This window comes from Streptomyces sp. NPDC058459, from assembly GCF_042721685.1.
Classification (GTDB): Bacteria; Actinomycetota; Actinomycetes; order Streptomycetales; family Streptomycetaceae; genus Streptomyces.
The window spans coordinates 1-25,368 of sequence record NZ_JBHXLV010000087.1 but is presented as its reverse complement, the minus strand read 5'-3'; the positions used below and the strand labels follow the sequence as shown (position 1 = coordinate 25,368).

32 protein-coding genes and 1 pseudogene are annotated in these 25,368 nt (G+C 70.0%); 20 read left to right on the top strand and 13 right to left on the bottom strand.

Annotated features, from left to right (window positions below; translation table 11 throughout):
• Positions 1-211 precede the first annotated feature (211 nt).
• A complete protein-coding gene (gene rpsB, locus ACFWN1_RS18015; protein ID WP_384362928.1) occupies positions 212-1,123 on the bottom strand; it encodes a 30S ribosomal protein S2 in 912 nt (303 codons plus the stop codon).
• Positions 1,124-1,393: 270 nt separating this feature from the next.
• Here rpsB and ACFWN1_RS18010 point away from each other — a divergent pair, with 270 nt between their 5' ends.
• Positions 1,394-1,975 (top strand): M23 family metallopeptidase, encoded by a 582-nt coding sequence (locus ACFWN1_RS18010; RefSeq protein ID WP_384362926.1) that lies wholly within the window; start codon positions 1,394-1,396, stop codon positions 1,973-1,975.
• Between the two features lie 20 nt (positions 1,976-1,995).
• On the opposite strand, the gene ACFWN1_RS18005 is transcribed toward ACFWN1_RS18010, so the two are convergent.
• From ACFWN1_RS18005 to ACFWN1_RS17990, 4 genes and pseudogenes are all read right to left on the bottom strand, one after another.
• Positions 1,996-2,553 (bottom strand): TetR/AcrR family transcriptional regulator, encoded by a 558-nt coding sequence (locus ACFWN1_RS18005; protein ID WP_384362930.1) that lies wholly within the window; start codon positions 2,551-2,553, stop codon positions 1,996-1,998.
• Between the two features lie 64 nt (positions 2,554-2,617).
• On the bottom strand, positions 2,618-3,460 hold the full coding sequence (gene whiG, locus ACFWN1_RS18000) for an RNA polymerase sigma factor WhiG (RefSeq protein ID WP_384362924.1): 843 nt from the start codon (positions 3,458-3,460) through the stop codon (positions 2,618-2,620).
• A gap of 354 nt (positions 3,461-3,814) precedes the next feature.
• On the bottom strand, positions 3,815-4,972 hold the full coding sequence (gene dprA / locus ACFWN1_RS17995) for a DNA-processing protein DprA (RefSeq protein ID WP_384362922.1): 1,158 nt from the start codon (positions 4,970-4,972) through the stop codon (positions 3,815-3,817).
• Positions 4,969-6,369, bottom strand: a pseudogene (locus tag ACFWN1_RS17990) (YifB family Mg chelatase-like AAA ATPase); the annotation flags it as partial. The gene dprA and the pseudogene ACFWN1_RS17990, both read right to left, overlap by 4 nt.
• 83 nt (positions 6,370-6,452) lie before the next feature.
• On the opposite strand from ACFWN1_RS17990, the gene ACFWN1_RS17985 reads away from it, so the two are divergent.
• From ACFWN1_RS17985 to ACFWN1_RS17940, 10 genes are all read left to right on the top strand, one after another.
• A complete protein-coding gene (locus tag ACFWN1_RS17985; protein WP_384362920.1) occupies positions 6,453-6,848 on the top strand; it encodes a hypothetical protein in 396 nt (131 codons plus the stop codon).
• Between the two features lie 32 nt (positions 6,849-6,880).
• Positions 6,881-7,090 carry a hypothetical protein gene (locus ACFWN1_RS17980; protein ID WP_384362918.1) on the top strand — a complete coding sequence of 70 codons (210 nt, stop codon included), beginning with the start codon at positions 6,881-6,883 and terminating at the stop codon, positions 7,088-7,090.
• Positions 7,087-7,287: a hypothetical protein gene (locus tag ACFWN1_RS17975; protein ID WP_384362916.1), complete on the top strand. Its 201-nt coding sequence runs from the start codon at positions 7,087-7,089 to the stop codon at positions 7,285-7,287. Before ACFWN1_RS17980 ends, ACFWN1_RS17975 begins: the two co-directional genes overlap by 4 nt.
• The gene (locus ACFWN1_RS17970) at positions 7,287-7,469 is read left to right on the top strand and encodes a hypothetical protein (RefSeq protein ID WP_384362914.1); all 183 of its coding nucleotides are present in this window, start codon (positions 7,287-7,289) and stop codon (positions 7,467-7,469) included. Before ACFWN1_RS17975 ends, ACFWN1_RS17970 begins: the two co-directional genes overlap by 1 nt.
• Positions 7,466-7,759 carry a hypothetical protein gene (locus tag ACFWN1_RS17965; protein ID WP_384362912.1) on the top strand — a complete coding sequence of 98 codons (294 nt, stop codon included), beginning with the start codon at positions 7,466-7,468 and terminating at the stop codon, positions 7,757-7,759. Before ACFWN1_RS17970 ends, ACFWN1_RS17965 begins: the two co-directional genes overlap by 4 nt.
• Positions 7,756-9,135 (top strand): hypothetical protein, encoded by a 1,380-nt coding sequence (locus ACFWN1_RS17960; RefSeq protein WP_384362910.1) that lies wholly within the window; start codon positions 7,756-7,758, stop codon positions 9,133-9,135. Before ACFWN1_RS17965 ends, ACFWN1_RS17960 begins: the two co-directional genes overlap by 4 nt.
• Positions 9,132-9,446: a hypothetical protein gene (locus tag ACFWN1_RS17955; RefSeq protein WP_384362908.1), complete on the top strand. Its 315-nt coding sequence runs from the start codon at positions 9,132-9,134 to the stop codon at positions 9,444-9,446. Before ACFWN1_RS17960 ends, ACFWN1_RS17955 begins: the two co-directional genes overlap by 4 nt.
• 112 nt (positions 9,447-9,558) lie before the next feature.
• On the top strand, positions 9,559-9,783 hold the full coding sequence (locus tag ACFWN1_RS17950) for a hypothetical protein (RefSeq protein ID WP_384362906.1): 225 nt from the start codon (positions 9,559-9,561) through the stop codon (positions 9,781-9,783).
• 2 nt (positions 9,784-9,785) lie between these two features.
• Positions 9,786-9,986 carry a hypothetical protein gene (locus ACFWN1_RS17945; protein WP_384362904.1) on the top strand — a complete coding sequence of 67 codons (201 nt, stop codon included), beginning with the start codon at positions 9,786-9,788 and terminating at the stop codon, positions 9,984-9,986.
• A gap of 118 nt (positions 9,987-10,104) precedes the next feature.
• The gene (locus ACFWN1_RS17940) at positions 10,105-12,228 is read left to right on the top strand and encodes an FtsK/SpoIIIE domain-containing protein (protein ID WP_384362902.1); all 2,124 of its coding nucleotides are present in this window, start codon (positions 10,105-10,107) and stop codon (positions 12,226-12,228) included.
• Between the two features lie 67 nt (positions 12,229-12,295).
• Here ACFWN1_RS17940 and ACFWN1_RS17935 read toward each other — a convergent pair whose 3' ends face one another.
• Both ACFWN1_RS17935 and ACFWN1_RS17930 read right to left on the bottom strand, forming a co-directional pair.
• Positions 12,296-12,766, bottom strand: coding sequence for a hypothetical protein (locus tag ACFWN1_RS17935; RefSeq protein ID WP_384362900.1), 471 nt, complete (start codon positions 12,764-12,766; stop codon positions 12,296-12,298).
• A gap of 67 nt (positions 12,767-12,833) precedes the next feature.
• Entirely contained in the window at positions 12,834-12,989 is a 156-nt protein-coding gene (locus tag ACFWN1_RS17930) for a hypothetical protein (RefSeq protein ID WP_384362898.1), read from the bottom strand.
• Positions 12,990-13,302: 313 nt separating this feature from the next.
• On the opposite strand from ACFWN1_RS17930, the gene ACFWN1_RS17925 reads away from it, so the two are divergent.
• The 3 genes from ACFWN1_RS17925 (at position 13,303) to ACFWN1_RS17915 (ending at position 13,980) form a co-directional block, all read left to right on the top strand.
• Positions 13,303-13,521: a hypothetical protein gene (locus tag ACFWN1_RS17925; RefSeq protein ID WP_384362896.1), complete on the top strand. Its 219-nt coding sequence runs from the start codon at positions 13,303-13,305 to the stop codon at positions 13,519-13,521.
• Positions 13,518-13,691, top strand: coding sequence for a hypothetical protein (locus tag ACFWN1_RS17920; protein ID WP_384362894.1), 174 nt, complete (start codon positions 13,518-13,520; stop codon positions 13,689-13,691). The genes ACFWN1_RS17925 and ACFWN1_RS17920 overlap by 4 nt, the downstream gene beginning before the upstream one ends.
• An 85-nt stretch (positions 13,692-13,776) precedes the next feature.
• The gene (locus ACFWN1_RS17915) at positions 13,777-13,980 is read left to right on the top strand and encodes a Bro-N domain-containing protein (protein ID WP_384362892.1); all 204 of its coding nucleotides are present in this window, start codon (positions 13,777-13,779) and stop codon (positions 13,978-13,980) included.
• A gap of 123 nt (positions 13,981-14,103) precedes the next feature.
• Here the strand turns inward: ACFWN1_RS17915 and ACFWN1_RS17910 are convergent, their stop codons facing one another.
• The gene (locus ACFWN1_RS17910; RefSeq protein ID WP_384362890.1) at positions 14,104-14,265 is read right to left on the bottom strand and encodes a hypothetical protein; all 162 of its coding nucleotides are present in this window, start codon (positions 14,263-14,265) and stop codon (positions 14,104-14,106) included.
• A complete protein-coding gene (locus ACFWN1_RS17905; protein ID WP_384362888.1) occupies positions 14,262-14,831 on the bottom strand; it encodes a hypothetical protein in 570 nt (189 codons plus the stop codon). The genes ACFWN1_RS17910 and ACFWN1_RS17905 overlap by 4 nt, the downstream gene beginning before the upstream one ends.
• Before the next feature lie 225 nt (positions 14,832-15,056).
• Between ACFWN1_RS17905 and ACFWN1_RS17900 the strand changes: the two genes are divergently transcribed.
• Genes ACFWN1_RS17900 through ACFWN1_RS17890 form a run of 3 tightly spaced genes read left to right on the top strand, consistent with a single transcriptional unit; the run spans position 15,057 to position 16,694 of the window.
• The gene (locus tag ACFWN1_RS17900) at positions 15,057-15,320 is read left to right on the top strand and encodes a hypothetical protein (protein ID WP_384362886.1); all 264 of its coding nucleotides are present in this window, start codon (positions 15,057-15,059) and stop codon (positions 15,318-15,320) included.
• Positions 15,289-15,816: a DUF6879 family protein gene (locus ACFWN1_RS17895; RefSeq protein WP_384362884.1), complete on the top strand. Its 528-nt coding sequence runs from the start codon at positions 15,289-15,291 to the stop codon at positions 15,814-15,816. The genes ACFWN1_RS17900 and ACFWN1_RS17895 overlap by 32 nt, the downstream gene beginning before the upstream one ends.
• 23 nt (positions 15,817-15,839) lie before the next feature.
• Positions 15,840-16,694: a helix-turn-helix domain-containing protein gene (locus tag ACFWN1_RS17890; RefSeq protein WP_384362882.1), complete on the top strand. Its 855-nt coding sequence runs from the start codon at positions 15,840-15,842 to the stop codon at positions 16,692-16,694.
• Between the two features lie 548 nt (positions 16,695-17,242).
• Here ACFWN1_RS17890 and ACFWN1_RS17885 read toward each other — a convergent pair.
• From ACFWN1_RS17885 to ACFWN1_RS17875, 3 genes are read right to left on the bottom strand one after another with little or no spacing between them, the layout of a single operon-like run.
• Complete coding sequence (locus ACFWN1_RS17885; protein ID WP_384362881.1) at positions 17,243-17,779, bottom strand: hypothetical protein; 537 nt, start codon at positions 17,777-17,779, stop codon at positions 17,243-17,245.
• A complete protein-coding gene (locus tag ACFWN1_RS17880) occupies positions 17,779-22,569 on the bottom strand; it encodes a hypothetical protein (protein WP_384362879.1) in 4,791 nt (1,596 codons plus the stop codon). The genes ACFWN1_RS17885 and ACFWN1_RS17880 overlap by 1 nt, the downstream gene beginning before the upstream one ends.
• A complete protein-coding gene (locus ACFWN1_RS17875; protein WP_384362877.1) occupies positions 22,569-22,808 on the bottom strand; it encodes a helix-turn-helix domain-containing protein in 240 nt (79 codons plus the stop codon). The genes ACFWN1_RS17880 and ACFWN1_RS17875 overlap by 1 nt, the downstream gene beginning before the upstream one ends.
• 225 nt (positions 22,809-23,033) lie before the next feature.
• Here ACFWN1_RS17875 and ACFWN1_RS17870 point away from each other — a divergent pair, with 225 nt between their 5' ends.
• Positions 23,034-23,324: a multiprotein-bridging factor 1 family protein gene (locus ACFWN1_RS17870; protein WP_384362875.1), complete on the top strand. Its 291-nt coding sequence runs from the start codon at positions 23,034-23,036 to the stop codon at positions 23,322-23,324.
• A 103-nt stretch (positions 23,325-23,427) separates the two neighbouring features.
• Here ACFWN1_RS17870 and ACFWN1_RS17865 read toward each other — a convergent pair whose 3' ends face one another.
• Positions 23,428-24,492: a site-specific integrase gene (locus ACFWN1_RS17865; RefSeq protein ID WP_384362873.1), complete on the bottom strand. Its 1,065-nt coding sequence runs from the start codon at positions 24,490-24,492 to the stop codon at positions 23,428-23,430.
• Between the two features lie 135 nt (positions 24,493-24,627).
• Between ACFWN1_RS17865 and ACFWN1_RS17860 the strand changes: the two genes are divergently transcribed.
• A complete protein-coding gene (locus tag ACFWN1_RS17860) occupies positions 24,628-25,047 on the top strand; it encodes a hypothetical protein (RefSeq protein WP_384362871.1) in 420 nt (139 codons plus the stop codon).
• A 13-nt stretch (positions 25,048-25,060) separates the two neighbouring features.
• A complete protein-coding gene (locus tag ACFWN1_RS17855; RefSeq protein ID WP_384362869.1) occupies positions 25,061-25,339 on the top strand; it encodes a hypothetical protein in 279 nt (92 codons plus the stop codon).
• The last annotated feature ends 29 nt before the right edge of the window (positions 25,340-25,368 follow it).

The window sequence follows — 25,368 nt, the reverse complement described above, 5'->3', positions numbered from 1 at the left end:
CCATCATGCCGGCGCCGGTGAGCTCACGGAGCTTCTTGACGTCGGCGGCGGTGTAGTTCGCCATGAGTCTGTGAGTCTTTCTGGAAGTCTTGGGAGAACGGAGATCCGCACGGGCCCGCGACCGGCTCAGGGCCGGATCGCGGGCGACATGTCGGCCTGCGGGTGACGGGCGGGGGCGGGGTTCGTGCCGCCCCCACCGTCAGCGCCGGTGTCAGGCCTGCTCGGCCTTGGGGGCCTCGACCTCGACCTCGACCTCGGCGGCAGCCTCTTCGACGGCCTCGGAGACCGGGGCGTCGGGGGCCGGCGACTCGGCGGCGATCTCGACGGCCTCGGCAGTCTCGTCGGCCTTCTTCTCGCCCTCGAGCAGGTCGCGCTCCCACTCGGCCAGCGGCTCGGCCGCGGCCTTCTCGCCCTTGTCACCGGTGGCGACGCGCGAGCGGGAGATGAGGCCCTCGGCGACGGCGTCGGCGATCACGCGGGTGAGCAGGGTGACGGAGCGGATCGCGTCGTCGTTGCCCGGGATCTTGTAGTCGACCTCGTCGGGGTCGCAGTTGGTGTCGAGGATGGCGACGACCGGGATGTTGAGCTTCCGGGCCTCGCCGACCGCGATGTGCTCCTTCTTGGTGTCCACGATCCAGACGGCGCTGGGCACCTTGGACATCTCGCGGATACCACCGAGGGTCTTCTCGAGCTTGGCCTTCTCGCGGGAGAGGACCAGCAGCTCCTTCTTGGTCAGACCGGAGGCGGCGACGTCCTCGAAGTCGATCTGCTCAAGCTCCTTGAGGCGCTGCAGACGCTTGTAGACGGTCGAGAAGTTGGTGAGCATGCCGCCCAGCCAGCGCTGGTTGACGTAGGGCATGCCGACGCGGGTGGCCTGCTCGGCGATGGCCTCCTGCGCCTGCTTCTTCGTGCCGACGAACATGACCGTGCCGCCGTGGGCGACGGTCTCCTTGACGAACTCGTAGGCGCGGTCGATGTACGACAGCGACTGGAGCAGGTCGATGATGTAGATGCCGTTGCGCTCGGTGAAGATGAAGCGCTTCATCTTCGGGTTCCAGCGACGGGTCTGGTGACCGAAGTGGACGCCGCTCTCCAGCAGCTCCCGCATCGTGACGACGGCCATGGCCATCTCCTTGAGTTTCTCGGTTGTGCCGCGTCCGCCGGACGGCGGCCGCGCCTGACGCCCGCTGTGCGCCGTGCCGCGAGGGACCGAGGGGCGCTTGTACGAACCCTGTGACGGGCCTCGTACCGGGGCGTGCGAAGTCGACCCGGTGACCCGGATCGCCAGAAGAAGTGTACGGGACGGCCGGGCCACCGGGTGACGCCGCTGTCCACAACCGGCAGGTTGTCCACAGATCCCGCCAAGATCGCGGGTGAACGGCAGGGTTCTCGCATGCGACGACTGGTGCGATACCCGACGAACTGGATTCTGCTGCCGCTGCTGTCGGCCCTCACGGTGCTCACGCCCCTGGCGTGGGCGGACCCGGCGCCCCGGGATGGACCGCCCGGTGAACGGCGGGTGCCCGCGCTGGCCCGGATGTGGCCGGTGGGGTCGCGTCCGGTGGTGCTGCGGGGCTGGGAGCCGCCCGCCACCGTGTACGCCGCCGGGCACCGGGGCGTGGACCTGGCGGCGCCCCCGGGTGCCCCCGTGCGGGCGGTGGCGGCGGGCCGGGTGTCGTTCGCGGGGCGGGTGGCGGGACGGGGCGTGGTCGCCGTACGCCTGACGGGCACCTCGCTGCGGACCACGTACGAGCCGGTGCGCGCCCGGGTGAAGGAGGGCGCGGAGGTGCGGGCCGGGGAGGTGGTGGGGGCGGTGGAGGACACCGGGTCGCACTGCTCCGAGGCATGTGTGCACTGGGGGCTGCTGGACGGGGAGACGTATATCAATCCGCTGGACCTGTTGCCGCCGTGGCTGCTCGGGCACGGTCCGTCCCGGCTGCTGCCGGTGCTGGGGGTTCCGGTGCCGCCCGGCTGAGGGGCGTCAGCCTCAGGGAATCAGCCCTGGACACCGCGCAGGGCCATGGCCACCGCCGCCTCGGTGATCGCGTCGGGGTGCTCGGCCGCACCCAGTTCGATGCGGCGCACGGCCGCGTCCACCACACCCTGGAGCAGCATCGCGGCGAGCCGGGGCTCCTCGTGCCCGAGGCCGGCCAGCGCCTCGCCGATCATCGCGACGAGCCCGCCGTGCGCGGCCCGGATCTTCTCCCGCGCGCCCGAGTCCAGCTCGCTCGCGGAGATGGCCACGACGGCCCGGTGCCGCCGGTCCCCGACCAGGGCCAGCTGCCGGCGCACATACGCCTCGACCTTGCCCTCGGCGGACGGCTGCTCCGCCATCGCGGTCTCGACCTCGGCCGCCCAGACGGGGAAGTCGACCTCGCACAGCTCCTCGACCACGGCTGCCCGCGACCGGAAGTACTCGTACACCGACGACCTGGCAAGACCGGTGCGCTCCGCCAGCGCGGGGAAGGTCAGCGCCTCCGTCCCGCCCTCGGACAGCAGGGTCCGGGCCGCGTCCAGCAGGGCGGCTCGCTGCATCGACCGGTGCTCGGCCACGGAGGCCGCTCGAATCCTTGGCACGCCCCCACTGTACGGACCGGCCGCCGGACACGGCAGGAGGTCAGCGTCCGAAGCTCGCCAGCTTGGCTCTCAGCTGGAGCACGGACTTGGTGTGGATCTGGCTTACCCGGCTCTCGGTGACCCCGAGGACGTTGCCGATCTCGGCCAGGGTGAGGCCCTCGTAGTAGTACAGGGTGACCACGGTCTTCTCGCGGTCGGGCAGGGTGTTGATGGCCCGCGCCAGGAAGCGGCGCAGCTCCCGGTCCTCGGCCACCTCGACCGGGTCGTCGGCGGCGGTGTCCTCCAGGGTGTCCATGAGGCTGAGCCGGTTCCCGCCCTCGCCGCCGACGTGCAGCAGCTCCTCCAGCGCGACGACGTTGGCCAGGGACAGCTGGCTGAAGACGGCGTGCAGCTCCTCGACCTCCACCCCCAGCTCGGCGGCGACCTCCTGTTCGCTCGGGGTGCGCCGCAGCCTCGCCTCCAGCGTGGCGTAGGCCCGCTCGTAGTTGCGTGCCTTCTGCCGGACCGAGCGGGGAATCCAGTCCAGCGCCCGCAGCTCGTCGATCATGGCGCCACGGATGCGGGTGATCGCGTACGTCTCGAACTTGATCTCGCGGTCGATGTCGAACTTCTCGATCGCGTCGATGAGTCCGAACACGCCGGAGGAGACGAAGTCGGCCTGCTCCACATTGGGCGGCAGCCCGACGCTCACCCGGCCCGCCACGTACTTCACGAGCGGCGAGTAGTGCAGGATCAGCTGCTCCCGGAGGCGCTCGTCCCCCGTCGACTTGTACGACCGCCACAGCTCGTCGAGCGTCGAGGGAGCGGGCGGCCGCACGCTGCCGCCGTCGCGGGCGGCTGGGGGGGCCGCCGCCCGGTCGGAGCCGGAGGTGTGCTGGGGCATTCGTCGCCTAGTGCCGTTCTGCCGTGAAGTGCCGTGAACTGCCGTGCCGTGGGTGGGGGGAGCGGGGTAGGGGCTGGAAGCCGGGTCTTCGGTGGGGCGCGGACCACGTAGGCCGCGTGGGCCACGCGGGTCGGTGCGGGGTCGGGCCGGCCCGTCCGCACCCGAACTTTCGTGAGCGTAGCGTGACTGAGGAGTCGCGGTGCGCGAACACCGGGCCGCCACCCGTGCGCGCACCCCCGTACCGGGCCGCTCCCCCGCTTCACCCGGTTCGCTCAGCGTGACCGCTCAGGGGCGTCAACTCCGGTGCGGCTCAAGGGTGTAGGAGGATTCCCCCGGACGGCCGAACACCCTCGGTCAGGGCGGGTGCGGCTCCTTCCGGACCGGGGGCGGCGTCTGGCGTGTCAACTTCCAGCCGTCGTCGTGTCGTTCGACGTAGCCAAGCGCTCGAAGCTCGTACAGCCGGGCGACCGCCTCCTCGCGGGTGGTGCGGGCCTCGCGGGCGATCTCCTCCGGACCGGCCGGGCCGGCGGCGGGCAGTGCGGCGAGGACGCAGGCCGCCTCGGGGTCGAGCAGATCGCGCGGGAGCACCGGTCCGCGCCGGGGCGGGGCCAGCTCTCCGATCTCCCCGACGAGCTCCACGACGTCCGCCGCGTCGGTGACGAGCACCGCCTCCCCGCGCAGCAGCTCGTGCACCCCGGCGGAGAGCGCGCTGGTGACGGGCCCCGGCACCCCCATGGTGTGTCTGCCGAGCCGCTGGGCGGCGCGGGCCGTGGCCAGGGAACCGCTGCGGCAGGCGGCCTCCACGACGACCGTGCCCCGGGTGAGCGCGGCGATCACCCGGTTCCGGACGATGAAGCGGTGCGGCGTCGGATGATCCCCCGGCGGCAACTCTCCGATGACGAGTCCCTGTTCGGCGATCCGGTCGATCAGCGCGGTGTGGCCGCGCGGGTAGGGCCGGTCCACTCCCGAGGCCAGTACGGCGACCGTGGCGCCGTCGGCCGCGAGGGCACCCCGGTGCGCGGCGCCGTCGACCCCGTACGCCCCGCCGGAGACGACCACCCAGCCCCGTTCGGTGAGCCCGGCGGCGAGGGTGGCGGCCGCATGAGCGCCGTACTCGGTGCAGGCGCGGGCCCCCACGACGGCCACGGAGCGCAGCGCCCATATCCGCAGTCCGGGCCGCCCGCGCACCCACAGACCCACCGGGCGGCCGTCGCCCAGGTCGTCGAGCTGGGCGGGCCATTCGGCGTCCCCCGGACACACGAACCGCGCCCCGGCCTCCCGCGCGGCCGCCAGGTCCGCTTCCGGCTCGGCGTGCGCCGCGCGCGCCAGCAGACCGCGCCAGCGGGTGCCGCTCACCCCCGGCAGGGGCTCGCCGCCGTCCCGCAGCCGCCGCACCACCTCGGGCACCCCGAACTGCCGCAGCCACCGTCCGCCGACGTCGTCGCCGGGCTCGATCACGCGGGTGAGGAACACCCGCCCGGTCCGCTCCTCCTCCGCACGGGCCGCCGTCATACCAGGGCCCCGATGGCCATGGGGACGCCGCGTGGGACGCCGGTGCGCAGTTGCAGGGCGAGGGCCACGTCGGTGGCGTCCGGGCGGTCGTGTCCGACGAGGTCGGCGACGGTCCACGCGACCCGGAGCACCCGGTCGATGCCCCGCGCGGTGAGCACGCCCCGCTCCAGACTGCGCTCGGCGTCGTCCATCGCGCCCGCGACGGCGTGGAAGCGGCTGCGCAGCTCCCGCCCCGGCACCTCGCTGTTGGTGCCCCATGGGGTCCCGTCCAGCCGGGCCGCCGCCCGCTGCCTGGCCTCCCGTACCCGGTCGGCAACGGTGGCGGTGGGCTCGCCGCGCGCACCGGGGTCGGTCAGCTGGGCGCGGGTCACCGGGTCGACCTCGACCCGCAGGTCCACCCGGTCCAGCAGCGGGCCGGAGAGCCGGGACTGGTAGCGGCGGATCGCCGAGGGCGGGCAGTCGCACAGGGAGTCACGCTGCGAGAAACGCCCGCACGGGCAGGGGTTGGCCGCGAGCACCATCAGAAACCGCGCCGGGAACCGCACCACGCCCGCACTCCGCGCGATCACCACGTGCCCGGACTCCAGCGGCTGTCGCAGCGCGTCCAGCGTCTGGCTGTGGAACTCGGGTGCCTCGTCCAGGAACAGCACCCCCCGATGGGCCAGCGAGACCGCGCCGGGCCGGGCGATGCCGGGGCCGCCGCCGACCAGGGACTGCATGGTGGCCGAGTGGTGCGGGGCGCAGTAGGGCGCCACGTCGATGAGCGGCTTGCCCGGTGGCAGCAGTCCGGCCACCGAGTGCACGGCCGTGACCTCGAGCGAGTCCTGCCGGGTGAGCGGGGGCAGTACGGCGGGGAGCCGTTCGGCGAGCATCGTCTTGCCCGCGCCCGGCGGTCCTTCCAGGAAGAGGTGGTGGCCGCCGGCCGCCGCCACTTCCACGGCGGTGCGGGCCGAGGTCTGGCCCACCACGTCGGCCAGGTCGTGGCCCTGGTCGTGCTGGGCGGCGCCGGCGCTGTGCATGCCGGTGGCCGCGCCGGTGCCGGGCATCCGGAGGCCGGCCAGCAGCGGATCGGGGCGCCCGGGGATGTCCGGCTCCTCCTCGGGCACCGGTTCGTCGGCGAGGACGGCGATCAGCTGGCGCAGGCTGCGCACGCCGAGCACGGACACCCCGGGCACGAGCGCCGCCTCGGCCGCCGCGCACTCGGGGACGACCACCTGCCGGTACCCGGCGTCGGCGGCGGCCAGCACCGCGGGCAGGATGCCCCGGACCGGCCGGACCCGGCCGTCGAGACCGAGTTCACCGATCATGACGATGTCGGCGAGCACCCTGGGGTCGATGCGCTCGGCGGCACCGAGCACGGCACTCGCCACGGCGAGGTCGAATCTGGAACTGGGACGCTTCTAAGCGAACGGCCCCCGCACGGTGTTGGAGCACCGGACGAGGGCCTGACGGATCGACCTGACTGAACCAGGAGACCGCTGTGGCTAACTCTGCCATTCGCCGTACCCGCCGCACCACCCGCCGTGTGCTCCGCTCGGAGTTGCGCCGCCGTGCCGCCCACAACCGGCTCGCCGCCTCGTGCCGCCGCCGCCCCCGCTCCCTGGCCACCGTCGCCCTCGCGGCCGGCGTCGCCAAGAACACCGTGACCGGCGTGACCAACGGCCTCCGCAGTGTGGCTAAGCGCATCCACCTCACGCCCGCCGCCACGGCCCGCACCCGCCGTACCGTCGCCGGAGGCCGCGCCCACAAGACCCGCCCCGTCACCCGCTGGACGCTCGCCCAGGTCCGGACGCTGCTGGCCGCCTACCGCCCCCGCAAGGCCGAGTTCGTCGCCGCCGTCACCCTGCTCGCCGCCTTCGCCGGGGGTGCCCGATGACCGCCACAACTCTTCACCCCGACGCTGCCCGAATGATCGAACAGCTCCGCGTCATCCAGGCCACCGGTACCGCGGCCGGGCACGGTGGCCTCCAGTGGGATGCCTTCTACGACCTGCTAGTCCGGCTCTTGGCTGAGGCCGAGGACCCGAACGCCCGCGCCCACGAGATCGCAGACCTCCTCGAAAACAAGTGGAAGGCCGACCAGCTCACCCGCATCAACGAGCGAGGTGAGCACCAGTGAACGCGCTGCCCCGCTACTGCACCGGCATCCGCCGGCCCGTCGAGCACGCGGCCCTGCGTTCCGTCGAGACACCCGAGTACGCCCTCACGTCGGTGCTGGCCGACATGACCACCGCCAACCGGCTGCGCGACCGGGAGGGGCTCCTCCTCCTCACCTGCCGTGCCGTCCGCGCCACCCACACGAAAGTAGGCGAGTAGTGGCCACCCCCACCGTGCGCCGTATCCCCCGCGACGCCTCCGACGAGCTGCTCCGCAAGCTTCACATCGAGGCCGCCTGGAACGTGCCGCTCACCGAACGCCGTACCTGCCCCGAACACCTCAACTGGCGCGACCGCTGCACCACCCAGCACCGTGCCGACGCTGAGGTGGTGAACCGGTGAGCGACAACCTGACCGACCCGGTCCGTGACTTCCTCGCCGCCATCAGCGAGGTGCTCACACTGCCCGAACCGGCCGCCACCCTGGACGACCTGATCAAGTTCGAGTCCGAGGTGGACACGCGGACCCACCGTGTGCAGCTCGCCATCCGCGACCTGCTCGACGGGAGCAGCGACGACCTGGCATGGGAGGCCGGCTACCTTCGCCGCCACGCTGGCCTCCCCGTCCGCTACCGGACGGCCGATGAGCAGACCGCCGAACCGCGGACCCTCGCGCGAGGTGAAGGCCAGTGAACGCCCTTGTCTGGGCTCAGGCCCACCCCGTGCCCGCCGCGCTCACCGCCGCCGTGGCCCTGGTCGTCGCCCTCCTGCTGGCCCGCGCCGGCCGACGGGCCGTCGGTCGCACACCGGCCGCCGTGGTCGTGGCCTCGGTCGGCGCCATCGCCTGCACCGCATACTCCGGAGACACCTCCTGGCGGTTCGCCGCACACCGCCTCGGGATGACCTCCCACGGCGAGCGCTCCGCCCTGTTCCTCGCCGCCGAGCTGGGACTGTTCGCCTGCGCCCTCATGGCCCGGCAGAATCTCCGCGAACGGGGAGCACCCGGCACGCCCGGCCTCCTCGTCTGGTTCATCACCGGCGTGCAGGTCATCCCCGCCTACTCCGAGTCCGGCATCGTCGGCGGCACCGTCCGTGCGGTCGTCGGCCCGGTCATGGCCGCCCTGCTCTGGCACCTCGCCATGGGCATCGAACTCCGGCACCGCCAGCCCGGCGCCCTCACCAACTCCCTGCCCGCCCTGCTGGCCCGCGAGCTGCGCGAGAGGCTGCTGTCCCGGCTCGGGCTCGCCCTCCGCGACCGCACCGCCGAACAGATCACCCGCGACCGGGCCACCGCCCGAGCCGTCCGCCTCGCCGCCCGCCGCCACCTCGGGCCCTGGGGCCGAGCCGCGCTCAAGGCCGCAGTCGCCAAGGCCGACGCAGGCACCAGTGGCGAGCAGCGGCAGCAGCTTCTCCAGATGCTCGCCGGCCGGCGGAGCGCCGCCCTGCTCCGCACCATCGACCTCGCCTCCCCCTGGGAGTCCGCTCCCGAGGTGACCGTCGAGCAGGTCATCGAGGAGCCGCCCGCCCTGCCCCCGGCTCGCCCTCCGGTGGTCCCCGCTGGCGCCCGCCTGCTGCCGCTGGAGGTCGTGCGGAAGCCCGTAAAGCGGTTCCGGCTCGAACACAGCGCCGGCCCGCTGACGTCCTTGTGGAAGGACGCCCCGAAGTTCCCGGGTGACCAGCACGCGCCGCGCTGGACGGTCGGCCAGGCGGTCATCTCGCAGGTCCCGGTGCCCGCCTTGCCGCCCGCTCCGGTGGTCATCCCGCCGGTGAAGCCGGGGACGTTTCACCTTGACCACTTCAAGGAGCAGCTGGTTCCCGACGAGCCGGACGTGACCGCTGCGGTGCCTGCCGAGCAGGGCCGCGAAGTGGTTACCGAAGTGATCACCCTCAGCCCGGCTGAGCTGCGCCGTAGGGCACGCAAGCTCAACCGAGACGCGGTCAGGTCGTCGGGCAAGGCGGTGACCATCAAGGCGCTACAGGACGAATTCGGGCTCTCCCGTCGGGACGCCACCGAGCTGCGCCGCGAAGTGGTCACCGCCGCTCTCATCACCGGGGAGGCGCAGTCATGAGCGACGCCCTCAACAAGGCCGAGGCCGCCGTCCGCGAGGCCACCGCCAACACGGACCAGGTCGCGCAGATCGTGGCCGCCGTCCTCGCCACCCAGCAGGCCACCCAACAGCAGTCGGCAGTTGTGTCCCAGACGGTCACAACTCCATTCGACGCCAAGAAGTGGCTGACCATCGGCGGCCTCGGGATCGCCGGGGGGCTGGTCGCCTCCCTGTTCGCGGTCGCGGTCGCTATCGGTGCCGTGTCCGTGGCGATCCTCGCCCTCGTCCTGCGCTCCATCTGGCAGGACATGCAGGCCGGACGCCGCAGGTGACCCGGCGCCGACCGCCCGGCAGGACCACGGTCCGCGTCCTGGTCCTGCTCGGCCTCACCCTCACCCTGACCAGCCTGTACATCGTCATTCACTGAACCGAGAGGAGCCCGTCATGGGCCAGTCCAACAGCACCGGCGACTACGAGCAGAAGCACACCGCGTGGCGCGAGGCCAGGCGGGACCTGGACGCCGCCCGCAGCAAGGAGCGCTACAGCGTGGACCCCGCCGTCAACCAGGACCGCGGCGCCGAGCAGGCCGCCGTCCGAGCGGAGATCCGCCAGGCCGAGCAGGCCGAGCAGACGGCACGCACGGCCCTGCGCTTCCCCTGGGAGCGCTGACCATGGCCAGCGACCCGTTCGAGCACCTTGCCCCCTACACGCTCGGGGAGACGGCCCGCATGGTCGGTCTCGGCGTCCGCATCACCCGCCGCGAGGCCAAGGGCAAGCCCACCGCCCGGCTGGAAGCCCGCGCCGACCGCATCCAGGCCGAGGCCGAGGAACGGGCTGAGAAAACGCTTCCGTACCGGCGAACGAAACCGTAACGGCCAAGGCACGCAAGAAGTAGCCACGCCACGGGGCGGCCGCCACCCGGCCAAGGACAGTCGACCGCCCCGTGCCCGACCCCGCAACGCAATACGAAACGAAATCGGAGAGACCAGCATGACCGACACGGCCACCCAACCCAAGATCAACGGACACGCCGACCCGCAGGTCACGCTGCTCAAGGCCACCACCCAGCCCGAACCAGACACCACCCCCACCGACCCCGAGACCGAAGCCGTCGACCGCCCCGACAACCCCCTCGCCGACTGGCTGACCGCCCCAGACCTCCCGGTCCTGCCCTACTGGGCCCGCTCCTGGAAATCCATCACCGCCAACACCACCGCCCTCGGACGGGTCTGCGCCTGGCACACCCGCTACCACGCCCTCCGCATCCCCAAGTACGCCGTCCGCATGACCCTGCTCGCCTTCAAAGGCGCCTGGCGGGCCCTGCACGGCCTATGGCCCACCCTCACCGCCCACGACCAGACCGCCCCCGTCCACGCCCTCCGCGCCCAGGTCAAAGCCCGGCCCGAAGACATCGAACTCGCCGCCCAGTACGCCCTCGCCCACCGGCAGCGCACCCTCACCCGCCGCTGGAGGTGGGGCGCAGCCGCAACCGCCGTCGCCGCCACCACCATCGGCTGGCACCTCGCCCCGCCCCTCCTCCAGGCCGGCATGACGCTCGCCGCCGCCATCCCCCTCGCCCACCTCGGACGCGGCGACGATGTACAGCTCCTCGACAACCCCACCCCGCCGCTCCGCGTCGACATGACCGCCCAGCAGCTCAACGACTCCCTGCGCGCCTCCGGACTCCTCAAGGCCGGCAAGGACGACGACGGCCCCCGCGTCACCTGCGTCATGGGCCCCGTCCGCGACGGCCGCGGCTGGTCCGTCATCTTCGACCTGCCCAAGGGCGGCGGGAAGACAGCCGCCGACGTCCTCGCCAAGCGCACCACCATCGCCGCCGAACTCGGCGTGGACGAAATCCAGGTCATCGCCGCCCGCGTCCGCGCGGCAGGCGGAGGCCACGCCGGCCGCGTCTCCATGTGGGTCGCCGACGATGACCCCTACCTCGGCGAGCCCAACCCGTCACCGCTCGTCAAGCTGGACAAGTTCAGCGTCTGGGAGCCCATCCCCTTCGGCCAGGACGCCCGCGGCACCCGCATCACCGTCCCCATCATGTGGCAGTCCCTGTTCTTCGGCGGCCTGCCCCGGCGCGGCAAGACCTTCACCCAGCGCCTCATGACCGCCGCCGGCCTCCTCGACCCCTACGTGCGGCACTACATCGCCGACGGCAAGGGCGGCGCCGACTGGATGCCCATGAAGGCCGTCGCCCACCGCCTCGTCATGGGCGCCGAAGACGACGCCGTCGAAGCCCTCAAGGCCATGCTGAAAGAGCTGCTCACCGAGATGGAGCGCCGCTTCGTGCTGCTGCGCGGCCTGCCCGTCTCCGTCTGCCCCGAGGGCAAGCTCACCCCAGCCATCGTGGAGAAGTACAACCTCCCCGTCATCTTCGTCACCATCGACGAGCTACAGGAGTACTTCACCGCCATGGAGAAGGACGACCGCGACCAGGTCATCAACGACCTGTGCCGCATCGCCCGCCGCGGCCCGGCCGCCGGGTTCGTCTCCAACTTCGCCTCCCAGCGCCCGGACGCCGAGTCCGTACCCACCAAGCTGCGCGAGATCATCACCCTCAGGTACTGCACGCAGGTGGTCGACCAGACCTCGTCCGACATGGTGCTCGGCAAGGGCAAAGCCACCCAGGGCGCCGACGCCTCCGTACTCTCCGAGGAGCACAAGGGCACCGGCGTGCTCGTCACCGGCCCCGCCAGCTTCGTCACCGTCCGCGCCGACTTCCTCGCCGGCCCCGCGTTCGCCGAACTGTGCCAGCGCGGCCGCGCCCTGCGGCAGAAGCACAACCAGCTCACCGGCGACGCCATCGCCGACGTCACGGCCGCTGCCGAACAGGTCGGCTTCACCATCGCCCCCGTGCTGTCCGACTGCCTGACCGTCATGCGGCACACCGCCCGACTCCACACCGTGGACCTGCTCCAGCGGCTGGAGAACCTGGACGAGGACTACGGCGACTGGGACGCCGAACGCCTCGCCCGCGAACTGGAGACGGCCGGGGTGAAGCGCACCACCAAGCAGGTCAACATCAGCAACAAGAACCTCGCCGGGTACCGCCGAGAAGACCTCGAAGCCGCGGTCCCGCCCGAGCTGCTCGACGCCCGGTAGACCCCACCCCCACTACCTGGCCCTCTACGAGACCCCCCTCCGGACCCCACTAGGCAGGGGAGTGGATCTAGAGGGGGGTCTCTACCTCCCTAGACCCCTCTGTAGTGGCTGCTGACCAGGGAAGTAGCGGGGGTAGAGGGGGGAGAGGATCACCCTCGTCAGGCCCGTTGGGGGCTGGTGGCGGGGCATCGTCGTGCAGGTGGCGAGGGAGGTCCGGACCTCCGATGGCCAGGCCCGCACTGGTGACGGTGATCCGGCGCCCCATCCGGCCCGGCTCCCACCGCAGCCCATGCCGGGAGCCGGTGAACTCCGGGACCGGCTCCTCGCCCCCGAGAGTGATCAGGCCCTCGGCCAGCAGGGCGGTGATGGTCTGCCGCCGCACGACCTGCTCCAGCCGCCACGGCTCCCGTGTCAACGGGACCTCGCTGATCAGTCCCACCAGGTGGCCGCTGCGGGTCGCCACCGCCCAGGACGGGAACCGGACGCCCGGGGCCCGGCTCCTGCCGATCGCTATCAGTGCCTCGCTCGCTGTCGTCATGAAGTCGATGCTGCCGCGAGTCGGCCCGCCTGTCCGTGCCGCAGGCCCACACGGGGCGTGGCCCGGGTCACACGTCCCAGCGGTCCGGGCTCACTCCGCGCCAGTCGATCAGCGGCGAGCCGGCCAGATCCCCGGGTTCCAGCTCCAGCCCCGCTCGTCGCAGGAACTCCGCCACATCCCGGAGCCCGTGCGCGAGCCCCAGGATCTGCCCGTCTACGCGCACCCGACGGCCACCCGACGGAGCTGGCGGAGCTACGACGACACGCCGTGCACTGCTCACCTGGCCAGCGTCGCTCAGCGGTCGATAGCGCGCAGCCCGGGTGGACCATTCGGCAGACCCAAAGTCACTTACCTATGTGTTGAAACCACTCGATTGGTTGGAGAGTTCAACGGCGCACATGGACAGGGATGCCTGTCATGAAGGCGTCACACATTCCCCAGGAATTCGCCGAAGCGGCCCGGCACCCCAGGTACTCAGGCAGCCCATGCGAAGTGAGAGAAGCCGCGATCATCCACAGGCAAGGGCCGACCGTCGCGTGACCCGCGAGGAACGCCTCGCCATCCTTGGCCCGGCCGCCGTCGCTGCGATCCACGCGCGGGTCGCCGAAGCCCCGGAACCCAGCGACGAAGTCGTTGAGCGGCTGCGCCGCATCATGACCAACCCTGGCGGCCAGGTACCGGAGCCGCGCCCGACAGCAGCCCAGAAACGTCGCGCAGCCCTCGACAAGTTGTGCGCAGAGGCGGAGGAAGAGTGACCCGCGAGGAACGCCACGCGCTGCTCGGACCTGACGTTCTGGCTCACATCGAGAAGATCGTTGACGAAGCTCCGGAGCCCTCACCTGAGGTTGTTGAACGGCTCCACCGCATCTTCTTCAGCAAGCGACTCGACGCCATCCCGTCAGTGTCGGCGTCTCGCGCCGCCTGACCCCTGAACGCGCCGAAGGGCCGTCCTCCATGCCCGACTGACGACCCCGCGACTCGGCCCCTACCCCGGACAGCCGGTCCGGACCGTGACCATCGACGGCGAGCCCTGGTTCGTCGCGGCAGATGTCTGCGGCACGCTGGCGATCTCCAACCCGAGCCAGACCGTCAGCTACCTGGATGAAGACGAGAAGGTCCAGGTCAGCAGCACCCTCATTAGTAATGATGGTGGCGGCACCCCCTGGGTCATCTTTACGACGACGAGAGGGTGTCCGCGGCGGTGGACACCCTGATCAGGATCGCCGACGCGCTCGACATACAACTACCGGATCTGGTGAGGTGACTGCCGCCGGCCGGTCCCGCCCGATGGCAGCCTGTGCGGTCCACCCCGACGCGCCCGGTCCGACCGCCTGCGGTCAGTAGCGAATGGGTGGCGTCGGGTAGGTCTGCTGCGGGGCGGGCCGGCAGGGCCGGGCGTGGACGTCCATCGTTGCGCCGACGCCGGTACCGCCGTAGTGCTCCACCTTCTCCGACGGCTCGTCCCGCTCGATGGGCTTGTTGCAGCGTGCGCAGATCACGTAGTGCCTCCGTCTCGGGATGTGACGCGGATGATGACGTTGAAGACCTGCTCGCGGGAGCAGAGGTCGTAGCGGTATCGCGGTGAGGTCACCCAGTAGGGGGTGGGCAGCTCGGCCTCGGTGGGCGGTGTGGTGCAGGAGGGCGGTGGCATGTTGAGGTAGCTGCCGGTCCCGAGGTGTGGGGTGTCCGTGAGGTAGCTGGGCCAGTAGACGTGGGCCCGGCTGGGCACGAGCGCCCAGTAGGTTCGCTGCTCGGCGTACATGCCCGTGATGAGGGGGCCTCGTAGGATGTCGCGGGCGAGGGCGGCGACCGCCTCGGGGGAGGCGTCTCCTGCGGCGGTGTGCATGATGTGGCCGGGGACGCGGACGGCGGCGAAGCGTCCGCCTAGCGGCATGAGTTCGTCGTGCCCCTCGTCCCAGTGTCGGAGCACCCGCTCGGGCTGGGGGTGTGCGCCTGCCAGCCAGGCGGTCACGGTGTCGGGCGGCTCGGGCTCCTCTCGCCGCCGGGCCGGCCCGAGGAGGGGAGGCAGTAGTGGTGTGGTGGGTGCGGCGGTATGGTGCGCCACGTCGACTCCTCAGCAGTCGTCCACACCCCCGAGACCTGCAACACGGTCGCGGGGGCTTGTTGTGGCCCGACACTAGGAGCGGGATGTGCAACCCGGCCAGTGATGTGCAGATTTGTCTACGCACTTCCGCCGAGCCAGTCAGTGGCCGTTTCTCTCTCTTGACCGAGTACGCCATCAGGGTGACGGTGGTGCACACAACTGCACAACCCACTGGCGGAGGAAACCATGTCGCTACTGTTCATCGGCATCGACCCCAACACCGGGGACAAGCAGAGTCCCACGGTGTGGGTCGACCCGGAACGCAAGGAGCTTGTGTTCCAGGGCTGGGAACCTGGACCGGAACTGGAAGCGGAGTGCGCGGCCTTCGAGGTACCGGGGCACGCGAAGGGCATCCCGCCGGGCGAAGCCGTCGTCCGTATTCCGGCCCGGATGGTCGACATGGTGAGGGAGGCGTGCGATGCCGTCGAGCGAGCTGCCCACGTTCGATGATCTGATGGCCAGGTGTCGCTCCGCTGTGCATCTGGAGATGCGGGACTTCTACGCAGTCGACTACGAGGAGGGTCCGTTCGCCGACTGGCGGGCCGGCCAGCGCCTGAACCCGGCGGACCGCTCCTCCTGGTGGCGTCCCTGGCTCGATCTGATCAGCGCGACGGTGGAGCGGGGGGCCGAGGTCCGCCGCGCGCGGATCGTCTGCGAACCAGTCAGCGAGTACACCCGCTTTCTGTACGACGGCACCTTCACCAACGTGGCCGCAGGCGAACAGGTGCGGTGGCTGGCTCGACGGCAGGCGTCGACCATCGCCCTCCCCGGAAACGACTTCTGGCTGTTCGACAACGAGTGGGTGCATTGGAACCACTTCGCGGGCGACGGGTCGTGGACGGGCGAAGAGATCACGGCCGACCCTGCCGCCGCCAAGCTGTGTGCGGAAGCCTTCGAAGCGGTCTGGTCAAGGGCCGTCCCGCACGACCAGTACAAGATCCAGTAAGCCAGCATCGGTCAGGCCAGCTCATGCCCCTATCCCCGTCGTCCTCGGCTCAGGCCGCGCGCGAAGTCGTCGCCCTCCGGCTCCGCGACCTCCGCAAAAACGCCGGGCTGACCGTCGTAGAGCTGGCCGGCCAGTGCGGATGGCACCACTCCAAGACATCCCGCATCGAGAACGCCGTCACCGCGCCCTCGGCGAAGGACATACGAGCCTGGGCCGGCGCGTGCGGGGCGTCCGATCAGGCGCAGGACTTGGTCACCCAGTCGCTGAACGCCGAGTCCCTGTACAGCGAGTGGCGGCACCAGGTCCGGCGTGGCATGAAGCAACTTCAGGACAGCGCCGTGCGGCTCTTTCACGACACCAGACTGTTCCGGGTCTACTCCTCGACCATGGTCCCCGGCCTGCTCCAGGCCGAGGGGTACGCTGCCGCTCTGCTGAGCAGCATCGCTGACTTCCGCGGCATCCCCATTAACGACGGTGCCGCCGCCGCAGCCGCCCGCGTTGAACGCTCGCGCATCATCCATGAGCCGGGGCACCGCTTCGTGATGCTGGTCGAGGAGTCCGTGCTGTACCCGCAGATGGGCGATGCGGACGCCATGGCGGCGCAGCTCGGCTATCTGCTGACGGCTGGGGCGCTGCCGCTGGTGTCGCTGGGCATCATCCCCAAGGCGACCCGCGAGCGTCGGCAGTGGCCCGTCGAGACGTTCCACATGTACGACGACACCCTTGTGTCGGTGGAGTGCCTGTCCGCCGAAGTGAACATCACCCAGCCCTCTGAGATCGCCTTGTACATAAGGGCTTTCGAGGAGCTGCGCGGCATGGCTGTGTACGGGGCAGAGGCGCGGGCCCTGATCGTGAAGGCCATCGAAGCCCTGCACTGATCCCGCAGAGCCACCTTGAGGAGGACACAGTGTCCTCCTCAACGTCACGTTCGCGCGCGAGGGTCCAGCCGTCAATTTTTGTCGCCATCGACAACAATGCAGGGTCGCTTCCGCAGGCGCGAGGGTGAGCGTTTGTGAGGTCCTCCGGTGACCTCACAAATGACCAAGCCATGCCCGCGCGCGTCCTCTGGAAGCTTCCCGACACCGGGAGGCTTTCGATCGAAGCCACGCTCGCGTGCGCGGGTCTTCTGCGAGAGAGGTCCTTCAAGGACCTCAGTTCCGACATTCCTCCGCAGGCGCGAAGGCACTGGTCAGAGGGATGGACTGCCACCATGGCACTCCGTCTCCCCAACGATGACCGCACCCGCGAACTTTGCCCGATCGAGCAAAGTTACTGGTCAGAGGGCTGGACGTGTGAGACGCACGTCCAGCTTCCGGACCCACCGCGGGGAGGTACTCACTGACGAGTACCTCAGCGGGGTGCGGGGTGTCCACGGCTGCGGACACCCCTGGCGGCGGCCAGCGTGCTGGTACGTCACGGACCCCAGCTAGTTGGCGTCTTGCAGGCGTGGGGGCCAGCCGGGCTCGGGCACGATCTCCGCGAGGAAGTTCAGCACCCGCCACCCCGCGACCGGGTCGTACCGCATCAGCAGCGGCATCCACGCTCCGCCCTCGGGAACGACGTTGCCACTCGCGGGGCGCGGCACCATGTAGACCAGTTCTAGATCTAGACCAACAGGCTTGTGCTCCGCAGTCGGCCCCCACTCGTGGACCCCCTGCACCCAGCCGTGGAGAGACGCAAGCTGCACTTCCTCGAACACCGGCCACAGCGAATGGACTGGCCTGTCCGCGGTGAACGCCTCGACAACGTCGTCCGGGTCGTAGCCGTCTTCGCGCGCCACGTCCCGCTGGTCCTGTAGCCACGTCTGAGCCCAGCAGCGCCGCAGCAGCGGGTCCACGTGAGGCCACGCCGCCGTCAGGCTCACGTCCCGCCACACGGCCCGCGTGAACCCGTAGCCGGCCTCGCACACCGGCCAGTGCGCGAGGGCGTCCAGCGTCTCAGCGTCGAACTCGTTGGGGTCCATCAGGCCCTCGCCTTCTCGACCTTGCGGATAGCTTCCTTCATGTCGTCAGCCATGTCCTTGGCGAACCTGCGCCGCTCTGCCGGGGACGGGAGGGTCAGGCAGTTGACCGTCATGTTCAGTTCCACGGACACCCCGCCGCCCTGCCGAACCAAGCTCTGGAACGCCTCCCGCTCCGAGGGGGTGAGCACCGCCTCAGGCTGGCCGGTCTTGTTCATCACCATCGTGGCGCCAGGCTGAAGCAGGCCGCCGCTGTCGTACTTGGTGGCCGGCGCGAACCCCCATCGGCTGGTGAACAGGGAGTCGTTGTAGCCGCGGGCACGCTTTCCGACGACGATGCCGTCACCGCCCCGCGACTCGACGTTCACCCCGGCCAGCGTGCCCGCCGTGTGGCCCACGCCCGCATTCGTGATACCGATCATGAAGGGGCTGTTCAGGTTCCTTACCCAGCCCGAGGGTGCCGTCGCACCGAACGCCCCAGTAGCCCAACGCCGGTGCGGGGACTCGCCACGGATCACCGACTCCACGGCAGAGACCAGACCCGAGCAATCGAAGCTAGGGTTCCCGTTTCCGCCCCATTGGTAAGGCTTGCCCGCCTGCGTCCGTACCCACGACAGGGCGCGCTGTACGGCCGGCCCGCCGACCGCTTTCTTGTCCTCGTTGCCGAACCAGCCCATCATCCCGCCCACGGCCTTGTTGGCGAGACCGCGCAGCAAGTTGCCGATACCCGAGCCGGGGATCTGGTTGATGAGCGGCTGCACCAGGCTGCGCAGAGCCTTGCTCGCCGCATCCTTCAGGCCGCCGATGACGAGATCCTTCGCCCACGACGCGGCGCCGCTCACAGCCCCGCCAATGGAGCTGGTCACCTTCCCGATGACACCGCCGTCCGCGAAGCCACGCGCGGGCTGGTGACGCTTGCGCTCCTGCGCACTGGTGGGGTTCCCGCCCGTCCCTGTCGTGCGATCCTTGCCGAGGATCGCGTCGATACCTCGGTGGCCGCCCAGGTGGTCGACCTGAGCGTTCGACAGCACGCGCTCACCGGGAGCGAGCATGGCCGGGACGGTGTCCTTGTTGCTGCGCTTGCCGGGGACGATGCCGCCTTTGTTGAAGCCCAGTGAGATGGAGGGGAGCGTCAGCTTGCTGTTGATCTTCCCGGCGATGGTGTTCCACATCCGGCGGATGCCGGAGTTGTAGACGTGGGAGATCACCCACTTCACGGGCCCGGAGAACCGGGACTGGATACCCGACCACAGGTTGCCGGTGCCGTCCCGCAGGGCTTTGACCGCGTTGAGCATCCACGTCTTGAAGTCGCTGAGCTTGCTCCTCAGGGTCGACAGGCCGCTCGACAGCTTGGAGGAGACCCCGTTCCACAGGCTGTTCCAGGTGTTCGTCACCGAGGTACGCAGCCCCGACACCCAGTTGCCAATCCAACTCTTGCTGTTGCTCATGGAGTTCCTCAGTCCGGACCAGAAGCCGTTCCACCGGTCCGTGACGGCCTTCCATAGGCGGTTCCAGGTGTCTACCACGGAGTTCTTCAGGCTGTTGAAGATCTCCTTCGCCTTCGTCCACAGCTTGGTGAACCACGAGATGATCGCCTTGACTAGGTCCGGGATGATGCTGTGCCCGACAAGGACGTCGTACAGGTGCTTGAACTTGTCGATCACCCACTTGACCGCCTGGGACGTGCGGTTCACGAAGTGCGTGAACCCGCCGATCACCTCGTTGATCCTCGGAACGATCGCACCCAGCGACGACGCCAGCGCGCCCGCTAGCAGCCCTGAGAGTTTCACGATCAACGGCATCAGTGGCGTGATCACCTGCATCGCCAAGCTCAGCAGCGACACCGAGAGCTGCGCCAGCGGCGGGATCAGCGGCAGGAGCGCCGGGTACACCTGCGCAAACATGGGTGCCATCTGCGCGAACATCTGCCCGAACTGGCCCACCGCAGGGATCAGCGCGTTGATGACCGGGGTCAGGCCCGTGACGAGCGCCCCAATGAGCGTCTTCAGGTTCGCGCCCACCAACGTGATGAACGGGGCGACGGCCTTGAGGATGGCGCCGATGAGCTTCCCGATGGGCTCCAGCAGCGGCGTGAGCATCTTAACGACATCAACGAGGACGTCCCCGACCTCACCCAAGACAGGCAACAGCGCCGTCATGATCGGGGTGAGCGCCTTGCCAAGAGACCCCAGCAACTCGCCGATGACCGGACCTAGCTTGCCGGCGAGCTGAGTGACAAACGGCGCGAGCTGAGCCAGCAGCGGCAGCACCGCCTGGATCACCTGCCCGAGGGTTCCGGCGACCAGCTTGGCGATGGCGTTGACCGCCGTGAAGATCGTGCTTAGCGCCTTCTGCACCTCAGGCATCGCGGTGATCCGGCGTAGCTCCTTGAAGACGGCGCCGAGGCTGCCGAGGACATCGCCGCCCGCATTGCCTGCGGCCTTCATGACGTTGCCGATCGTGCCGAAGATGTCGCCGATCAGGTGCCCGAACTGCTTGGCGACGTTGAGAGCCTGGTCGATGATCTTTTCCAGGTGGCCGTTCTTCGCCGCCGTATCGATCTGCTTGGAGATCCGGGCGAAGAATCCGCCCGCCGCCGTGGTCACCCGCTTGAACGCGGGCGCAGCTGCGATCCCGATCTGCGCCAGACCGGTGATGAACTGGCCCGGCACCTTCGACAGCGGCTTCAGCCCGTCGTTGAGCCCCGCGAAAAGCTGCTTGAGCTGGCCGGTCTTCCCCAGATTGGTGACCGCGCCCATCGCGTTCCGGGCCATCAGGTTCAGCACGCCGGCCGTACCCGTGAGGCCCTGCCGGAGGGACGGCAGGATCGCCGTCGACATCTGCGTGAACTTCTGGCCCAGCCCGCTGAAGAGGGTGTTCTGGACGTCCAGTTTCAGGGCCCGCCAGGCTTCACGCTGTGCGAGGACGGCGGACACGAACGCCCTCGCGTTGGGGGCGAGCTTGGCCATGGCGTCGCCGACCTTGTCCGCTGCCTGTGCCCCTGATCGATGTGCGTCCGCCAGCGCCTCGGCTGCCTGCCGTGCGGCGTCCTGAGCGTCTGCGATCTGCCGGGCCCCATCCACGGCGGCTTTCGCTGCGGCGGCCTGTGCGTCAGCTACGTCGCGCTGCGCCTTGGCGACGCGCTCGGCGCCGTCCTCAGCGGTCTTCGCGGCGGCGGACTGGGCGTCTGCGACATCCCGTTGGGCTTTCGCGACACGCTGCGCCCCGTCAGTGGCGGCCTTCGCGGCTTCGGTCTGGCTGTCCTTCAGCTCCTTGGTCTTGTCCCGGACCTTCTCGTCGGCGTCAGCGATGTCTTCCTTCGCCTTGGTGACCTTCTCGGAGCCCTCGACACCGGCGGCGTTCGCAGCGTCGGTCTGCTCCTGAAGTCGGGCGGTCTCGGTCTTCTGCTCCGACAGGGCCTGCACGGCCTGGTCGTAGCGGAGCTGCGCCTTGTCGAGGTCCGACTGCGACGCGGCGGCCCCCTTGGCTTTGACCGCTGCGAGATCCTTCTCCGCGTCCTGGAGGTCGAGAACCTTCTGCCGCTGATCTAGCTGGGCTTCGGCCAGCCGGTTGTTGAGGTCTTGGAGGTCTTCTGCGGCTTCTTTCCGGGCGTCGTTGAGATCCTGCTGCGCACGCCGGGCGTCGCGCTGGGCGTCGGCGAGGTCGCGTTCCGCCTGCTCCACCTGCTCCGCCGCACGCCGCTGCGCGTCGGCCACATCCTGGACTGTGTTTCGCAACTCCTGCTGCGCATCCTGGACATCCCGCGCCGCCCGGACGTTCGCCTCGGCTGTGTCCTCGACTGTGTCCTTCAGGTTCTGCTGCGCGTCCTGGATCTCCCGTGCCGCCCGCACCCTGGCCTCAGCCGCGTTGACCTCTGCGTCCCGCACCGCCTGCTGGGCTTTCGCGAGCGAGCGCTGCGCGTTCTCTACCTTCCGCGTCGCCGACTCCGCAGCTGCCGCGGACTTCTCCGCCGGCGCGAACGCTGCCTTGAATGCGCCACCGATGCCGCTGAACCCCAGCTTGACCGCGGCGAATGCGGCGGCCAGCGACAGGACTGCGGGCGCGGCCAGTGCTGCGGCGGGCCCCATCGCGGCGAGGGACTGCCCGAGCGAGGCGATGGTGGGCAGGGCACCGACGACCAGGGCGGCGATCTTGGCGATGCTGGACGACAGCACACCGATCCCGCCGGCGCTGCTGCTGGCGTCGTTGCCGAGGCTGGCCAGGCCGCCGATCCCTGAGAGGCGGGTGCGGATATTGACGTTGCGGTCGCGGGTGAGGAACCGCAGGGAGGTGTTGGCGGCTTCGGTGTCGGCGCGGGCCTGCACGGTCATGGTGCGGCGGCGGGTGAGGTTCGCCAGACTGTCGGCGGCAACCCGGGTGTCGACATCGATGCCGATGTTGACCTTGCGGCGCTGGGTGAGGTTGCGGATCTCATCGGCGGCAACACGAGTGTCTGCGGTCGCACGGATGTTGACGACGCGGTCGGCGGTGAGCCGGTCTAGTTGGCCCTGCACGGTGCGGAGCGCGGCGTCACGGATGGTGGGGACTACTGCGACCTCGATGTCCTTCAGGCGAAGGCGCCTGAGGGCGGAGTCGTCGACCTTCAGTCGGACGTTGGCGAACAGGCCGCGAGCGATCCGGTCGAGCCGGGCGCGGGCCTCTCGGTCATCGACCTGGACCCCAATACGGACTTCGTTCTTCTTCGACTTCAGCCGGTCCATGGCACGGTCGTAGCCGGACTCGTCGGCGGTGACCTCGACGTACCCCTCGGCGATGCGGAATTGGCCCGGCATCAGGCGACCGCCGTCCGGGTGCTGGCGGAGGCCGTGGACTCCTCGGCAAGCAGTGCGTCCAGCTGCACGCCGAGGGTGTCCGCGAGGGTGTCTGCCACGGCGATGCTGGGTTGCACCGCTCCGGCTTCGTAGTGGTACACCGCCCACGTTGAGCGTCCGATGTGGGAGGCGAGCTGTGCCACCGACAGGCCGGCGCGGCGGCGCTGGGTGCGGAGGCGGGGGCCGGAGAACTGGCGCACGGCGGGACTCCCGAGCGGGACGTTATGGATGGGCGGGACGGCCCCACAGGTGGCTCGGGTCTGTGTGTGCTCGATGTCCCATCACGGTTCACCGGGCGCTGGTCCTGGGCTTCCCATCACGGTTGGCTCAGGGACTAGCTAGGTCGCCTACTTGTCACCATACGCCAATGCGCCTTGGAATCGAAGGCGCGCATGGGTTCTTGCCTTGGATTCATCACCTAGTCGATGCTGTGGGGTATGGCATCTACATCAGCACTGCACCGCGCGCCACTCCCCGTGGGGTACGGCGACATGATTCGTGCCGCCCGCTACCGAGCCGGCATGTCCGCACGTGCGCTCGGCCGGGCAGTCGGCCGCAGCCATCCATGGGTGACCGACCTTGAGGACGGAGTGCGGCCACCGTCCGCGACGATGGCGGACCGCGTATCGCGAGCCCTGGGCTTGGACCCGTGGACCGATGCGGTCCTGCGGTCGGCCGCGGTCGACGACGAGCCCGCTGTCAGCGGCGGGGCGTAATCTGCTGCGCATTCCGTTCGCGCCTGCTGGCTACGCACGCCGAACGACGAAGCCCCCACCGAATGGACAGCGCCAACGGTGGGGGCTTCGTGCTGCGTTAGGGCTACAGGCCCGTACCGGCGACGGGGTTGTCCTCCCACTTGTCGGCGTCCTCGAAGTAGCCGAGCAGGGCTTTGCTGCCGTCGGCCCATCCGCCGTGCCGGCCGATGCGGATCAGGTCGTGCCCAGCCTTGCGGGCGGCCGTGGCGAAGCCGCGGCGCAGGGAGTGCCCGGACCAGTCGCCTTCGAGGCCGGCGGCAGCGGCGGCCCGCTCAACGACCTGCGCGGCGGCCTGCGCGGTGAGCCGTCCCTCGGGGTCGCCGATCACCTTGCCTCGCCGGTACATGGGCGGAGCCACGCGGCCGTGCCGGTCGATGCGGACGAACAACGGCCCGTCTACTCGGCCCTCTTCCGCCAGGGCCTCCCGCAGGGCGCGGACCGCGCGCACGGGGCAGGTGGTCGGGTTGCTGCCGTAGGGCACGGCGGCGTCCGTGTATGCCTTGATCTTCCGGCGGTACACCGATGCCTCGATGCCCTGTTCCGTTTCGGGGACGTCGGCCAAGTCGAGCGCGACCAGTTCGGAGACGCGGGCCGCCGTGGCGTAGCCGAGCAGCAGGAGGGAGGCGTCGCGCTTCCCGATCAGCGTCGTGCGGTCGAGAGTGGCGAGCATCGTCCGGAGCACCGTGGGTACGGCGGGCTGCGCCTTCCGGGGCTTGGCGGCGGGGTCCTTGGCGCGGGCGAGCTGGTCGCGGTAGCCGCGCAGGACGATCCGCGCGCCCTTCGTGCTGGGCGGGGTGACGTTCGCGGCGGAGTGCGCGGTGCGGATCGCTGCGATGGCGCGCTCGATACTGCTCGGCGAGTACGGCCGGCCGGTCTTCGGGCGGGGTGCGGTCGTGAGTGCGGCTGTGTATTCAACAACCGTTTCGGGCGCCGCAGGGAGTGGGGAGTGTCCGGTGGCGGCGCACCAGGTGGCGAACTGCGCCCAGTCGTTGGAGTAGGCGCGGCGGGTGGAGTCGGCGGTGCCGGCGTCGAGTGCGGCGCGGGCGGCGCCCGAGAGGGCGGGGGTGGCGTTGGAGACGATCCCTGACGGACCGTTGCGGGGTACAGCGATCTCGGAACTCTGGTTCATGAGAAGGAACGTTATCGGGAGTCAGATCCCAAGTCCACCAACACGCTTGCTGATTACACACTCGTTGTGTAATCCTGAGTGTGTAAGCGTTACACACCCGAACGCAGGGGCTTCGCCATGCGAATGAACATCTCCGTGCCTGACGGACTCGCCGAACAGGTTCGCGCCCGAGACCTGCCGATCTCCTCGATCTGCCAGGACGCGCTGCGGAAGGCCGTAGACCTCGCCGAGAAGAAGGAGCAGATCATGAGCGACATGCAGGCAGTCGTTGAACGGCTGCGCGGCACGCAGGACGAGGAACGACAGCACCACGTAGACGAGGGGCGCGAGCTGGGAATCCTGTGGGCCAAGGAGTACGCCACAGCCAGCGAGTTGCGAAAGGTGGCCGAGGGAGACGGCGAAGCCTACGAACACGGGGTTGGTTCCACCGCCGGCATCGCAGAGTTCTACGCGGAGGTGGAGAACAGCTACGACCCGAAGTACCAAGAGGAACACAACGACGCCTTCGTCCTCGGCGCCCGCGAAGTCTGGGACGCCGTCAAGCACGAGCTGTAGAGGAGAGAAGCCCATGCTCACACCGAAAGAGTTCGCCTTCGCCACGCCGCAGGACTTGGGGGGTACGGCCGCCTACCGCCGGGTCTGCAAGGTCGCAGGACTCAACCCCGTACCGGACGGCTACGGGATGCTCCTCGCCACCGACGAGAACGGCGACAAGTACACGCTGGTGACGGGAGACGTTGAGTACGTCCGCGCCATCGCAGAGGCTGGCACCGAGACCCTGGCCAGCCTGGAACTCCCGCCGGACAAGTTCCTCAACCGTGCCGGATGGCCCGACGACTGGATCTAGCAGCACCCCATGCGAGGCCCCCGCCCGTC

What these genes read in the sequence shown, in the direction of transcription:
- rpsB (WP_384362928.1), bottom strand. Translation starts at nt 1,123, where the DNA reads ATGGCCGTCGTCACGATGCGGGAGCTGCTGGAGAGCGGCGTCCACTTC.
- ACFWN1_RS17895 (WP_384362884.1), top strand. Translation starts at nt 15,289, where the DNA reads ATGCCGTCGAGCGAGCTGCCCACGTTCGATGATCTGATGGCCAGGTGT.
- ACFWN1_RS17940 (WP_384362902.1), top strand. Translation starts at nt 10,105, where the DNA reads ATGACCGACACGGCCACCCAACCCAAGATCAACGGACACGCCGACCCG.
- ACFWN1_RS18010 (WP_384362926.1), top strand. Translation starts at nt 1,394, where the DNA reads ATGCGACGACTGGTGCGATACCCGACGAACTGGATTCTGCTGCCGCTG.
- ACFWN1_RS17890 (WP_384362882.1), top strand. Translation starts at nt 15,840, where the DNA reads ATGCCCCTATCCCCGTCGTCCTCGGCTCAGGCCGCGCGCGAAGTCGTC.
- ACFWN1_RS17865 (WP_384362873.1), bottom strand. Translation starts at nt 24,492, where the DNA reads ATGAACCAGAGTTCCGAGATCGCTGTACCCCGCAACGGTCCGTCAGGG.
- dprA (WP_384362922.1), bottom strand. Translation starts at nt 4,972, where the DNA reads ATGACGGCGGCCCGTGCGGAGGAGGAGCGGACCGGGCGGGTGTTCCTC.
- ACFWN1_RS17950 (WP_384362906.1), top strand. Translation starts at nt 9,559, where the DNA reads ATGGGCCAGTCCAACAGCACCGGCGACTACGAGCAGAAGCACACCGCG.
- ACFWN1_RS17955 (WP_384362908.1), top strand. Translation starts at nt 9,132, where the DNA reads ATGAGCGACGCCCTCAACAAGGCCGAGGCCGCCGTCCGCGAGGCCACC.
- ACFWN1_RS17945 (WP_384362904.1), top strand. Translation starts at nt 9,786, where the DNA reads ATGGCCAGCGACCCGTTCGAGCACCTTGCCCCCTACACGCTCGGGGAG.
- ACFWN1_RS17855 (WP_384362869.1), top strand. Translation starts at nt 25,061, where the DNA reads ATGCTCACACCGAAAGAGTTCGCCTTCGCCACGCCGCAGGACTTGGGG.
- ACFWN1_RS17980 (WP_384362918.1), top strand. Translation starts at nt 6,881, where the DNA reads ATGATCGAACAGCTCCGCGTCATCCAGGCCACCGGTACCGCGGCCGGG.
- ACFWN1_RS17935 (WP_384362900.1), bottom strand. Translation starts at nt 12,766, where the DNA reads ATGACGACAGCGAGCGAGGCACTGATAGCGATCGGCAGGAGCCGGGCC.
- ACFWN1_RS17880 (WP_384362879.1), bottom strand. Translation starts at nt 22,569, where the DNA reads ATGCCGGGCCAATTCCGCATCGCCGAGGGGTACGTCGAGGTCACCGCC.
- ACFWN1_RS17900 (WP_384362886.1), top strand. Translation starts at nt 15,057, where the DNA reads ATGTCGCTACTGTTCATCGGCATCGACCCCAACACCGGGGACAAGCAG.
- ACFWN1_RS17885 (WP_384362881.1), bottom strand. Translation starts at nt 17,779, where the DNA reads ATGGACCCCAACGAGTTCGACGCTGAGACGCTGGACGCCCTCGCGCAC.
- whiG (WP_384362924.1), bottom strand. Translation starts at nt 3,460, where the DNA reads ATGCCCCAGCACACCTCCGGCTCCGACCGGGCGGCGGCCCCCCCAGCC.
- ACFWN1_RS17870 (WP_384362875.1), top strand. Translation starts at nt 23,034, where the DNA reads ATGCTGTGGGGTATGGCATCTACATCAGCACTGCACCGCGCGCCACTC.